We start from the raw sequence: 12,755 nt of genomic DNA on the forward strand, positions 1-12,755 counted from the left end.
CCCCGGTCGAGGCGCTCGGCCTGGTCTCCGCCTCCGAGCTGCCCACCGGCCGCCGGCGGCGGCGCTCGGCCCTGGAGGCCGAGGAACTCGAAGCGGGCGGGCCCGCTTCGACACCGACGGCCGTGGAGAACGGCCTGGGCGGCGGCGAGGCGGCCGGTCACGGGGGTGTGGCCGCCTCGGCCTCCCGTCGCGGCGGGCGTCGGGGCCGTTCCGCCACCGGACTGCCCGGGGAGGAGGGCTCCGGCCGTACCTCCCGGAAGCGGGCCGAGGAGTCGGTCGACCCGGAGACCCGCGCCCGGGACATCTGCCTGCGGCTGCTGACCGGCGCGGCCAAGACCCGCAGGCAGCTCGCCGACGCCCTGCGCAAGCGGGAGATCCCGGAGGAGGTCGCCGACGCGGTGCTCACCCGGCTCGAAGAGGTCGGGCTGATCGACGACGCGGCCTTCGCCGCGGCCTGGGTGGAGTCCCGGCACGCCGTCCGGGGCCTGTCCCGGCGGGCGCTGGCCCAGGAGCTGCGCACCAAGGGCGTCGCCGCCGACCTGGTCGAGCAGGCCGTCGCCCAGCTCGACCACGACGACGAGACGGACGCCGCCCGGGCGCTGGTCGAGCGCAAGCTGCGGTCCACCCGGGGGCTGGACACCCAGGTGCGCACCCGGCGGCTGGTCGGGATGCTGGCCCGGCGCGGCTACTCCGAAGGGCTGGCGTTCCGGGTGGTGCGCAGCGCGCTGGAAGAGGAGTGGAGTGAACCGTCGGGTCGGGAGTAGTGGCAGTTCTGTAGGTGTCCTGGAGTGGACCAGGTCAACTCTTGACCCTCCCGTGACCCCCACTTAGCCTCGCCTTCAGTGCCCGGGGCGCCTCCGGACGGCGGCGCGCGCGGCGACGGGGGAGTGGGCGGGAATGGGGATCTCGGCGGGCACCGGCCCGAGTGGCTCACTGGTGCCGGTCGCCGGATCGGCCGCACTCCTGCTGCTGGTGGTCGTGGCGGCCGCCGGGCTGGCGATCGGGCGGCTCCGGGCGGCCCGGCGCAGCGCGCTGGCCGAGGCCGAGCAGGCCCGCCGGTGGGCCGAGGAGCAGTCCGCCCGGCAGCGGACCGAACTGGCCCGCCGCGAGGCGGACATGGCCGAGGAGCTGCGCAGGCTGCGCCGCCGGGAGGACGAACTGGTCGAGCGCTCGGCCGAGTTGGAGCAGTCCCGGGGTGAGGCCGAGGCGCTGGTCGCCCGGCGGGCGGCGGCGTTGGAGCGGGCCGCCGGGCTCTCCGCCGCGCAGGCCCGCGCCGAACTCCTGCGGGAGGCCGAGGACTCGGCCCGGCGGGAGGCCGCGGTCACCGTCCGGGAGATCGAGCGCGAGGCCAGGGAGGAGGGCGAGCGCCGGGCCCGGGACATCGTCGCCGGGGCGGTCCAGCGGCTGGCGACGGAGCAGACCGCGGAGAGCGCCGTCACCGTCCTGCGGCTGCCGAACGAGGACATGAAGGGCCGGATCATCGGCCGCGAGGGCCGCAACATCCGCGCCTTCGAGGCGGTCACCGGCGTGAACCTGATCGTCGACGACACCCCCGAGTCGGTGCAGCTGTCCTGCTTCGACCCGGTCCGCCGGGAGACCGCCCGGCTCACCCTGGAGCAGTTGGTCGAGGACGGCCGGATCCACCCGACCCGGATCGAGAGCCTGTACGAGCGCAGCCGCGAGGAGGTCGGGCAGCGCTGCGTCCGGGCCGGCGAGGACGCCCTGCTGGACGCCCGGGTCGACCGGGTGCACCCCGAACTCGTCCGTACCCTGGGCTCGTTGCGCTACCGGGCGTCGTACGGGCAGAACGTGCTCGGGCACCTGCTGGAGTCCGCGCACCTGGCCGGGATGATGGCCGCCGAGCTCGGGGTGGACCCGGAGCCGGTGCGACGCGCGGCACTGCTGCACGACATCGGCAAGGCGCTCACCCACGAGTCGGAGGGCAGCCACGCCGCGGTCGGCGCGGAGCTCGCCCGGCGGTACGGCGAGTCCGCCGAGGTGGTGCACGCGATCGCCGCCCACCACAACGAGGTCGATCCGCGCACCGTGACGGCCGTGCTGACCCAGGCCGCGGACGGCTGCTCGGGCGGCCGGCCGGGCGCGCGCAAGGAGTCGCTGGAGCTGTACGTCCGGCGGCTGGCGCGGTTGGAGGAGATCGCGCGCTCGCACGAGGGCGTGGCCGAGGTGTTCGCGATGCAGGCCGGCCGCGAGGTCCGGGTGATGGTCCGCCCGGACGCGGTGGACGACCTCGGCGCGGAGCTGATCGCCCGTGAGGTCGCCCGCCAGGTCTCCACCGAGCTGAGCTACCCGGGCCAGATCCGGGTGACGGTGGTCCGCGAGAGCCGGGCCACGGCGGTGGCGGGCTGAGACCCCCGGACCGGGGGAGGCCTCAGCTCGGGGAGTCCACCTGCTGGGGCGAGGGCTGCTCGGCCGGGTCGGGGGCCGGGCCGAGCGTGGCCGGGCCGCCGCGGGCGCGGTCGGCGAGGGCGAGCAGGTCCTCGGCGACGGCTCCCTGGGTGGCGCCGACCAGGTGGCCGTCCGGGCGGATCAGCAGGACGGTGTGCGGCCCGGCGCCCGGGTAGTCCTCGGTGACCAGCACCTCGGCGGGGACGGGCAGCGCGGCGGCGACCTCGGCGAGACGGGGCATCAGGCCGGCGCCGAGCCAGTGCTCGGAGGACCAGACGGCGGTGCCGGGGGCGACCAGCAGCAGCAGGAAGGTGGTGCCGAGCCGGGCGTGCAGGTGGTCGGGGGTGCCGTCGTCGGCGAGCACCGGCAGGTCCGGGACGAGCACGCCGGGTGCGGTGGCGGGCAGCAGCTCGCTGAGCGAGGTGGTGCCGCGCGCGCCGCGCTGCACCGGGACCCGGGCCGGGACGCCGGAGGGCGCCGCCGGGTAGGCGGGCGCGCCGCCGAACCGGCCGGTGCCGAGCTGGCCGTCGGCGAGCAGCGGGGCGTGCTTGCGGAAGCCGCCGACCAGCAGCGAGCGCCGGGTCTGCTGCCAGCCGCGCAGCGGGCGCAGCAGCGGCATGGACTGGTCGACCGCGCGCAGCCGGGCGCCGACCGCCCCGCGCCGCTCGGCCTCGTAGCCGTCCAGCAGGGAGCCGCCGGGCTGCGGGCCGCCGGAGTGGAGGTGCCAGGCGAGGGCGAGCCGCCAGGCGAGGTTGTCGGCGTCGCGCAGCCCGTCCGCGAGGTTCTGCATGCCGAGCGCGCCGTGCAGGTGGGCGGCGTCGCCGGCCAGGAAGCAGCGGCCGCTGCGGAAGCGGGCGGCGAGCCGCTGCTGGGCGGTGTGGTCGGCGGCGGCCAGCAGTTCGAAGCGGGGCAGTTCGCCGCACCAGCCGGTGAGGGTGGAGGTGACCCGGGTGAGCAGGGTGTCGCCGGTGACGATGCCGGGCCAGGTGGCGTGCGGGTCGACGGTCTCGGTGGCGGCGGGGCGGCCGGGGGGCAGCCGCCAGTCGAGCCGCCAGACGCCGTCCGGCAGCGGACGGGCGGAGGCCTCGCGGTCGCCCCGCCACGGGGGCTCGCGGTGCAGTCGGGCGCCGTCGAAGGGCAGGTCGACCCGGACGGTGGCGATGGCGTTGCGATCGACCGCCGGGCGGCCGGGGAAGCGGATCTTCAGGAGCTTGCGGACGGTGGATCTGGCACCGTCGCAGCCGACCAGGTGGCTGCCGCGCCACCAGGTGGTGGAGCCGTCCTGGGTGCCCGTGGTGCGGAGGCTGACGCCGTCCCGGTCCTGTTCGAGCTCGACGACCCGGTTGAGCGGGACCAGCCTGATCAGCGGGGTGCCGGTCAGGGCGTCGCGCAGCCCGCGCTGGAGGCGGTGCTGGGGCAGGTGGAAGGTGGGCGAGTCGGTGAGGTCGATCCGCAGCACCTCCTGGCGGCGGCGCCAGACGGCGAAGGAGTCCCACAGCGCGGAGTCCGAGACGGCCCGCGGGTAGCCGATCCGGGTCAGGAAGGCGGCGGTGTCGGCGCCGAGGACGAGGCTGCGCGGGCCCTCCGGGCAGAGGCCGGAGCCCTCGTCCAGGACGATGGTGGGGACCTCGTGCCGGGCCAGGGCGAGGGCCAGGGCCAGACCGACCGGTCCGGCCCCGACCACGATCACCGGGTCCATGAGGGAACCTCCGGGCACGAACCGGCCGATCGGCCGGCGTCAGTTACCGCTGCCGCATATGCCGCGTGGATGCTCCCGGGAGGTGTCACGAAGAGCAATGCAACAGTTCGCCTGCGTGTCCGTCAAGCAGAAGCTGAAGTGCGCCGGTTCGCGCCGCGACGGCCGCGTGCTTCGATCCAGCGTGCGAGCGCGGTCAACAGGAGGCACATCGCGATGTAGATCGGTCCGATCACCAGTACCACGGGGATGTAGGGGAAGCCCGCGGCGTTGATCGGCTGACTCGCGATCGCCTTACCGACGAACAGCAGCTCGTGGTAGGTGATGACGAAGCCGAGCGAGGTGTCCTTGAGGGTGACGACCAGCTGGCCGATCATCGAGGGCAGCATCGAACGGACGGCCTGCGGCACCAGGATCGACGTCATCACCTGGGTCTTGCGCATGCCGAGCCCGTACGCCGCCTCGCCCTGGCCGCGCGGGACGGCGTTGACGCCGCTGCGGATGATCTCGGCCTGGACCGCCCCGTTGTAGAGGGTGAGGCCGAGCACCAGGGCCCACATCGGCTGCTGGGCGAAGAAGGCGTAGTAGAGCCCGACGATCAGGATCAGCAGCGGCATCGCCCGGAAGAACTGGGTGAAGGCGGTGCAGAACCAGCGGACCGGCTTGTGGTCGGAGAGCTGACCGGCCGCCAGCAGGGCGCCCAGGGTCAGTGAGAACAGCGCGGCCAGGCCGAAGGCCTCCAGGGTGGACACCAGGCCGTCCACGATCCGCTGTTGGACGGTGTTGTACTGGAAGGCGTCCCACAGGTCGGGGTCGAACTGGCCGTTGTCGTTCAGCGCGGTGAAGACGTACCAGAGGAGACCGGCGATGCCGAGCACCGAGAGGACGCCGAACGCGCGGTACCGGGTGCAGGCCTTCGGACCGGGGGCGTCGTAGAGGACGCTGGCCGAGGCCTGGCGGTTCAAGAAGCTCATCGGGCCACCGCCAGTCGGGATTCCAGGAAGCGGAAGAACGTGGCGACCGTCGCGCTGATCAGCAGGTAGGCGCAGGCCACCCAGAAGAAGATGGCGAAGATCGAGTAGCCGCGCTCGGAGAAGGTCTGCTGGGCGCTGTACAGCTCGGAGACGCTGAACGCGCCGGCGATCGCCGAGTTCCTGGGCAGGGCGATGAACACGCTGCTCATCGGGCCCAGGACGGTCCGGGTGGCCTGCGGCAGGACGACCAGGGTGAGGGTCTGGCCGAAGGACATGCCCAGGCTGCGGGCGGCCTCCGCCTGGCCGAGCGGCACGGTGTTGATGCCGGAGCGGATCACCTCGCAGACGAACGAGGCGGTGTACCCGCCGAGCGCCAGCACCGCGAACACCAGGTGGCTGAAGTGCACGCCCAGCGGCGGCAGGCCGAAGGTGACGGCGAAGAACAGCAGGGTCAGCGGGGTGTTGCGGAAGAGCGTGACCCAGGCGGTGCCGAAGGCGCGCAGGACCGGCACCGGGGAGACCCGGAAGGCCGCCAGCAGGGTGCCCAGCAGCAGGGCGAGCAGAGCGCTGAGCGCGCTCACCTCGATCGTCTGTAGGAAGCCGTCGCGGAACAACGCGAAGTTGTCGTCCTCGAACAGGAACCCCATCCGGCGGCCCTCCTCTCAGTTCATGGTCGGGATGTCGACGTACGGCGGGCGGATCAGTAGCGCTCGAGGGCCGGGACGTCCGGCGCCGGGGAGCCGGAGGCGCCCAGGGTCGCGTCGTAGGCCTTCTTCCAGTCGCCGTTGTCCTCGTGGGCCTTGAGGGCGTCGCTGATGGCGTCGCGCAGCGCCTTGTCGTCCTTGTTGAGGCCGACGCCGTAGTTCTCCTTGGTGAACGGCTTGCCGACCACCTTGAGCTTGGGGGCGTACTTGGAGGCGTAGCCCTTGAGGATCGCGTCGTCGGTGGTGACCGCGTCGACCTCGCCGGACATCAGCTTCTCGACGCAGGCCGAGTAGGTGTCGAACTGGGTGACCTTCGGGTTGTACTGCTTGATGTTCTGGATCGAGGTCGAGCCGGTGGCGGTGCAGACGTTCTTGCCGGTGGTGCTCTCGGCGCCGGTGATCGAGGTGTTGTCGGCCTTCACCAGCAGGTCCTGGCCGGCGATGTAGTACGGCCCGGCGAAGGAGACGGACTTCTTGCGCTCGTCGTTGATGCTGTAGGTGCCGACGTAGAAGTCGATCTGGCCCTTGGCGATGGCCGGCTCGCGCTGCGAGGAGACCAGGGTCTGCCACTTGATCTGCTGCGGGGTGAAGCCGAGGTCGGCGGCGATCATCTTGGCGATCTCGATGTCGAAGCCGCTGCGGTCGCCGCTGGCGACGTCCTCCCAGCCGAGGTTCGGCTGGTCGGCCTTGGCGCCGATGATCAGCTGGCCGCGCTTCCTGGCCTCGGCGAGGACCGCGGAGTCGACCTTGACGTCGGCCTTGACCGTGTAGCTCGGCAGCTTCGGGGCGGCACTGCCGCCGCTGCTCGCGGCGGTGGTGCCGGGGGTGCCGTCCTTGCCGCAGGCGGCGGTGGCGGTGAGCGCGACGGCACAGAGCGCGACGGCGAGGGTGCGGGACGTCCTCATGAGGGTTCTCCTGGGGGTGGGCCGCGGTGTCAACCGGGCTCTGGAGTCTGGGAAGGCGTGCACGGGCGGGGCCGGCCGGCGCCGGTGCCGGAGGCGGCCCCGCCGGTCTCGAAGCGTCAGTGGTGGAGGATCTTCGAGAGGAAGTCCTTGGCGCGGTCGGAGCGCGGTGCGGTGAAGAAGGCGTCCGGGGTGTTCTGCTCGACGATCCTGCCGTCGGCCATGAACAGCACCCGGTTGGCGGCGGAGCGCGCGAAGCCCATCTCGTGGGTGACCACGACCATCGTCATGCCGTCCGCGGCCAGTTGGCGCATGACCTCCAGCACCTCGTTGACCATCTCCGGGTCCAGCGCCGAGGTGGGTTCGTCGAAGAGCATCACCTTGGGCTTCATCGCCAGCGCCCGGGCGATCGCCACGCGCTGCTGCTGGCCGCCGGAGAGCTGGGCCGGGAATTTGTCCGCCTGCGCGCCGACGCCGACCCGCTCCAGCAGCTCCCGGGCGGTCTTCTCGGCCTGCGGGCGGGGCACCTTGCGCACCTTCACCTGGCCGATGACCACGTTCTCCAGCACGGTCTTGTGCGCGAACAGGTTGAAGCTCTGGAACACCATGCCGACCTCGGCGCGCAGCCGGGCCAGCTCCCTGCCCTCGTCGGGCAGCGGCCGGCCGTCGATGGTGATCGTGCCGGAGTCGATCGTCTCCAGCCGGTTGATCGTCCGGCAGAGCGTCGACTTGCCCGAACCGGACGGGCCGATCAGTACGACCACCTCGCCCTGGGCGATCCTGAGGTCGATGTCCTGCAGCACGTGCAGCGCGCCGTAGTGCTTGTTGACCTTGCTCAGCACGACCAGGGGGGCGGCTGCGGTGGTTGAGTCCTCGACCGGGCTCTCGGTCATCGCGCCTGCTCCCTCTGTCGTCGAATAACGCCTGCCCGAGAAGTCTCAACTCCCTTGGGAGGCAGTGGTGGTACGAATCCGGGGGCCGCGGCCGGCGGAGCCGCGGCCCCCGGTGGGCCGACCTTAGGAGCCGTGGCCGTTCGCCGTCAGCCGATCTGAGCGGAACTTGAGGATCACGAAACGGCCACGCGTCGCCCACGCGCTGTTCGCGCGGGCGCCGACGGGGCATGTCACAGCGGGAATCCGCTCCGGTGCTCCCCGTCCCCCACGGGCCCGGTGCGCGGTCGAACCTGGCGTCGGGCCGTTCACTGGCTCATACTGCGCAGGACCGGGACCTGACCGATCGGCCCGGTGATCAGTGGTGATCAGGTGGGGGAAGGAGGAGAACAGGATGCGACTTCTGCTCGTCGAGGACGACGAACGCGTGGCCGCCGCGCTGGTCGCGGTGCTGGGCCGGCACGGCTTCCAGGTTCGGCACGCCCGCAGCGGGCACGAGGCGCTGGACGCCCTGGTGCCGGACGGCAACGAGCCGTACCGCGTGGTGCTGCTCGACCTCGGGCTGCCCGACCGCGACGGCTTCGAGGTGTGCAGCCGGATCAGGGCCGGCAGCGGCGTCCCGGTGATCATGGTCACCGCCCGCGCCGACGTCCGCTCCCGGATCCACGGCCTCAACCTGGGCGCCGACGACTACGTCACCAAGCCGTACGACATGGGCGAGCTGCTCGCCCGCATCCACGCCGTGGCCCGCCGCGGCGCCGCCCCCGCCGCGGTGCCGGTGCCCGCGCCCGACAGCGTGCCGCAGCAGCGCGGCCCGCTGGAGTCCCGCGGCATCCGGATCGACCGGGAGCGCCGCCGGGTCAGCGTGGACGGCCGCGACGTGCCGCTCACCCGCAAGGAGTTCGACCTGCTGGCGCTGCTCGCCCAGAGCCCGGGCGTGGTCTACCGGCGCGAGCAGATCTTCAGCGAGGTCTGGCGCAGCGGCTGGGAGGGCAACGGGCGCACCCTGGAGGTGCACATCGGCTCGCTGCGCAACAAGCTGGCGCTGCCCGGGCTGGTCGAGGCCGTGCGCGGGGTCGGCTACCGGCTGATCCCCGACTGTCCGGCGCCCGCCGCGGCCGAATCGTCCGCCCCCGCCCCGTCCGCCCCCGCTCCCGCGGAGCACTGACCGCACGTGCGCACCCGCCTGCTCGGCATCCTGATCGCCCTCATGCTCTGCGTCCTGGCCGCCCTGGGGCTGCCGCTCGCGGCGGCGGTCGCGGCGGCCGAGCAGACCAAGGTGGTCGTCGACCGGCTCGACGACGCCGCCCGCCTCGCCCAGGACCTGCCCACCTCCGGGGCCGCCGACTCCGCCCGCAAGGGCGACCCGGAACCCGCCCCGGGCGACCTCAGCCGGCAGCGCGCGATCCTCTCCGAGGTCCGCCGCTACCACGACCTGTACGGCGTCCGCCTGGGCATCTTCCAGCGCGACGGCGTGGCGATCGCCGCCGCCCCGGGCGACTGGCGGGTGCCCGGCGACGGCTGGGGCGCCCAGGCCTTCCAGGAGGCGCTGGACGGGCGGCGCAGCCACAACCCGCCGCAGGTCTGGCCGTGGACGCCGGACCGGACGATCATCGTCGCCGCCCCGGTGGTGCGCGACGGCGACGTGGTCGCGGTGGTGCTGAGCGAGTCCCCGACCGAGGCGCTGCGCACCCGGGTGCTGCACAAGTGGCTGGTGCTCGTCGCGGGCGAGGCCGCCGCGATGATCGTCGCCGTGCTGCTCGCCGTCCGGCTCACCGAGTGGGTGCTGCGCCCGGTGCGCACCCTGGACCGGGCCACCCACGACATCGCCACCGGCCGGATGGCCGCCCGGGTCGCCCCCGGCGGCGGACCGCCCGAACTCCAGCGGCTGGCCCGCTCGTTCAACGAGATGGCGGACCACGTGGTGCTCGCCATGGACCAGCAGAAGGCCTTCGTCGCGGACGCCTCGCACCAGCTGCGCAACCCGCTGTCGGCCCTGCTGCTGCGGGTCGAGCTGCTCGGCCTGGAACTGCCCGAGGGCCACGAGGAGGAGCTCAGCGGCGTACGGGAGGAGGGCGTCCGGCTGGCCCGGGTGCTGGACGACCTGCTCGGGCTGGCCACCGCCGAGCACGCCCGCCCCGAACCGGAGCGCACCGACCTCGCCGAGCTCACCCTGGCCCGGGTCGACGCCTGGCGGCCGGCGGCCGAGCAGCGCGGGATCACGCTGCGCTGGGACGGCCCGGCGCTGGCGATCGGGATGGCCGACCCGATCGGCTTCGGCTCGGCCCTGGACGCCGTGGTCGACAACGCGCTCAAGTTCGGCCCGCCCGGCAGCGAGGTGCGGCTGCGGGTCGCGGTGCGCCGGGACGAGGTCGCGGTGACCGTCACCGACGCCGGGCCCGGCCTCACCGAGGACGAGCTGTCCCGGGCCGGGGACCGGTTCTGGCGCAGCCCGCGGCACCAGAACGTGGACGGTTCGGGGCTCGGGCTGTCCATCGCCCGCACCCTGCTGGCGGCCGGCGGCGGCACGCTCGGCTTCGCGCCGGTCAAGCCGACCGGGCTCGCGGTGACGCTGGCGGTGCCGCGGCCGGAGAAGTAGCCGTCGGGGAGAAGTAGCCGCCGGGGCGGGGGTCCTACGGCTTCACCGAGCGGTAGTAGCGTGCCGCGCCGGTGTGCAGCGGGAGCGGGTCGGTGTAGACGGCGGTGCGCAGGTCGACCAGCTGGGCCGCGTGCACCTGGGCGCCGATCTGGTCCCGGCTGTCGATCACCGCGCGGGTCATGCCCTCGACCAGGCCCGGGTCCGCGTCGTCCCGGGTGATCAGCAGGTTGGGCACGGCCACCGTGGCGACGGCGTCCTTGGGCTCGGCGTTCGGGTAGGTGCCCTTGGGCATGGTGGCCGCCCGGTAGGCGTCGGTGCCGCCGCCCTCGGCCCTGTGCAGGGCCTCGGAGAGGTCGCCCAGCGGCACGATCCGGATCGGGACGTGGTCGGAGAGGTCGGTGAGCGCGCTGGTGGGCAGGCCGCCGGACCAGAAGAAGGCGTCCAGCGTGCCCGCGCGCAGGGCGTCGGCGGCCTCGCCGACGCCCTTCGGCACCGGGACGATGTCGTGGTCCGGGTCCAGCCCGGCGGCGGTCAGCAGCCGCCTGGTCACCAGGTTCACCCCGGACTGCGGCAGCCCGACGCCGACCTTCAGGCCCTTGAGGTCGGCGGTGCGGCGCACCGGGGAGGAGGCCGGGACGACCAGCTGCAGGTAGTCGTCGTACAGCCGGGCGATCGCCCGCAGCTTCTCCTTGCCGGGGTCGTGGTAGTCGGCGACGGCGTCGGCGGTGGCGATCGCGAAGGTGTCCCGGCCGTCGATCACCCGGGCGATGTTGTCGATCGAGCCCTCGGAGTTGTCCAGGGCCAGCCGCACCCCCGGCATCGCCCGCGAGACGTGGCCCTGCAGCAGCTGCCCGTACCGGTCGTAGACGCCGCGCTGCACCCCGGTGGCGAAGCGGACCTCGCCGCGCGGGTACCCGGGCGAGCGGCCCGCCGACAGCCACCAGCCGCCGAACCCCGCCACCAGCAGGACCAGCACCAGCACCGTCCGCCACAACGGGCTGCGGGCCGCGGCACGGACGGCGGCGCCGAGACGGTACGGAGTGGTGGGGGTCATGCAGGGATACTGCCAGGCGCTCCGGCCGAACGGGAGGGGAACGGGTGGTGGAAGCTCCGGGAAAAGCCCTTCGCCGCTGCCCGTACCCTGGTCTGGTGAGCGGTGAGAGCGGATTGAAGAGCTACAAGGTCGTCACGCACGGCTGTCAGATGAACGTCCACGACTCCGAGCGGCTGTCCGGCCTGCTGGAGGACGCGGGGTACGTCAAGGCCGGGCCCGAGGGCGACCCGGACCTGGTGGTGTTCAACACCTGCGCGGTGCGCGAGAACGCCGACAACAAGCTGTACGGCAACCTCGGCCAGCTCGCGCCGGTCAAGACCCGCCACAAGGGCATGCAGATCGCCGTCGGCGGCTGCCTGGCCCAGAAGGACCGCGAGACCATCGTCAAGCGCGCCCCCTGGGTCGACGTGGTCTTCGGCACCCACAACATCGGCCACCTGCCGGCGCTGCTGGAGCGGGCCGCGGTCGAGCGCAAGGCCCAGGTCGAGATCCTGGAGTCGCTGGAGACCTTCCCCTCCACCCTGCCGACCCGCCGCGAATCCGCGTACGCCGCCTGGGTCGCCATCTCGGTCGGCTGCAACAACACCTGCACCTTCTGCATCGTCCCCGCGCTGCGCGGCAAGGAGGAGGACCGCCGCCCCGGCGACGTCCTCGCCGAGATCGAGGCGCTGGTGGGCGAGGGCGTCATCGAGGTGACCCTGCTCGGCCAGAACGTCAACGCCTACGGCTCCGACCTGGGCGACCGCGAGGCCTTCTCCAAGCTGCTGCGCGCCGCCGGGCAGATCGAGGGCCTGGAGCGGATCCGCTTCACCTCGCCGCACCCGCGCGACTTCACCGACGACGTGATCGCCGCGATGGCCGAGACCCCGAACGTGATGCACCAGCTGCACATGCCGCTCCAGTCCGGCTCGGACCGCGTCCTCAAGGCGATGCGCCGCTCCTACCGGCAGGAGCGTTTCCTCGGGATCATCCGGAAGGTCCGCGAGGCGATGCCGGACGCGGCCATCTCCACCGACATCATCGTGGGCTTCCCCGGCGAGACCGAGGAGGACTTCGAGGAGACGATGCACGTCGTCCGCGAGGCCCGCTTCACCAACGCCTTCACCTTCCAGTACTCCAAGCGCCCCGGAACCCCGGCGGCGGAGATGGCGGACCAGGTGCCGAAGGAGGTCGTACAGGCCCGCTACGACCGGCTGATCGCCCTCCAGGAGGAGATCTCCTGGGAGGAGAACAAGAAGCAGGTCGGGCGGACCCTGGAGATCCTGGTCGCCGAGGGCGAGGGCAAGAAGGACGACCAGACCCGGCGGCTCTCCGGCCGCGCCCCCGACAACCGGCTGGTGCACTTCAACCCGAGCCTTCGAGGGTTGAACGACGAGCACAGTAGTAAGCCCGAGGAGCCGGTGCGCCCCGGCGACACCGTGACCGTCGAGATCACCTACGCCGCCCCGCACCACCTGCTCGCCGAGGGCCCCGCGCTCGCGGTGCGCCGCACCCGGGCCGGCGACGCCTGGGAGAAGCGCCAGGCCGCGC

The 12,755-nt window shown here is 73.2% G+C and carries 11 protein-coding genes; 5 read left to right on the plus strand and 6 right to left on the minus strand.

Annotated features, from left to right (window positions below; genetic code table 11):
* Positions 1–122 precede the first annotated feature (122 nt).
* Positions 123–764 carry a recombination regulator RecX gene (gene recX, locus ACFU6K_RS14015; RefSeq protein WP_380662980.1) on the plus strand — a complete coding sequence of 214 codons (642 nt, stop codon included), beginning with the start codon at positions 123–125 and terminating at the stop codon, positions 762–764.
* Positions 765–897: 133 nt separating this feature from the next.
* Positions 898–2,367, plus strand: coding sequence for a ribonuclease Y (rny, locus tag ACFU6K_RS14020; RefSeq protein WP_380662967.1), 1,470 nt, complete (start codon positions 898–900; stop codon positions 2,365–2,367).
* A gap of 22 nt (positions 2,368–2,389) precedes the next feature.
* Here the strand turns inward: rny and ACFU6K_RS14025 are convergent, their stop codons facing one another.
* The 5 genes from ACFU6K_RS14025 to ACFU6K_RS14045 form a co-directional block, all read right to left on the minus strand.
* Entirely contained in the window at positions 2,390–4,105 is a 1,716-nt protein-coding gene (locus tag ACFU6K_RS14025; protein WP_380662969.1) for an FAD-dependent monooxygenase, read from the minus strand.
* A 122-nt stretch (positions 4,106–4,227) separates the two neighbouring features.
* Entirely contained in the window at positions 4,228–5,076 is an 849-nt protein-coding gene (locus tag ACFU6K_RS14030; RefSeq protein ID WP_380662970.1) for an amino acid ABC transporter permease, read from the minus strand.
* Complete coding sequence (locus ACFU6K_RS14035) at positions 5,073–5,723, minus strand: amino acid ABC transporter permease (RefSeq protein ID WP_380662972.1); 651 nt, start codon at positions 5,721–5,723, stop codon at positions 5,073–5,075. Before ACFU6K_RS14035 ends, ACFU6K_RS14030 begins: the two co-directional genes overlap by 4 nt.
* A gap of 53 nt (positions 5,724–5,776) precedes the next feature.
* Entirely contained in the window at positions 5,777–6,685 is a 909-nt protein-coding gene (locus ACFU6K_RS14040; protein ID WP_380662973.1) for a glutamate ABC transporter substrate-binding protein, read from the minus strand.
* A gap of 116 nt (positions 6,686–6,801) precedes the next feature.
* A complete protein-coding gene (locus ACFU6K_RS14045; protein ID WP_380662975.1) occupies positions 6,802–7,575 on the minus strand; it encodes an amino acid ABC transporter ATP-binding protein in 774 nt (257 codons plus the stop codon).
* A 391-nt stretch (positions 7,576–7,966) separates the two neighbouring features.
* On the opposite strand from ACFU6K_RS14045, the gene ACFU6K_RS14050 reads away from it, so the two are divergent.
* Complete coding sequence (locus ACFU6K_RS14050) at positions 7,967–8,740, plus strand: response regulator transcription factor (RefSeq protein ID WP_380662976.1); 774 nt, start codon at positions 7,967–7,969, stop codon at positions 8,738–8,740.
* Between the two features lie 6 nt (positions 8,741–8,746).
* Positions 8,747–10,171, plus strand: a complete 1,425-nt coding sequence (locus ACFU6K_RS14055) for a sensor histidine kinase (RefSeq protein WP_380662978.1) — start codon at positions 8,747–8,749, stop codon at positions 10,169–10,171.
* Between the two features lie 34 nt (positions 10,172–10,205).
* Here the strand turns inward: ACFU6K_RS14055 and ACFU6K_RS14060 are convergent, their stop codons facing one another.
* Entirely contained in the window at positions 10,206–11,225 is a 1,020-nt protein-coding gene (locus ACFU6K_RS14060; RefSeq protein ID WP_380662979.1) for a TAXI family TRAP transporter solute-binding subunit, read from the minus strand.
* A 149-nt stretch (positions 11,226–11,374) separates the two neighbouring features.
* Here ACFU6K_RS14060 and miaB point away from each other — a divergent pair.
* Positions 11,375–12,755 (plus strand): tRNA (N6-isopentenyl adenosine(37)-C2)-methylthiotransferase MiaB (miaB, locus tag ACFU6K_RS14065; protein WP_380662981.1); only part of this gene is annotated, 1,381 nt, incomplete at its 3' end.

The organism is Kitasatospora sp. NPDC057512 (assembly GCF_042802135.1).
GTDB lineage: Bacteria > Actinomycetota > Actinomycetes > Streptomycetales > Streptomycetaceae > Kitasatospora.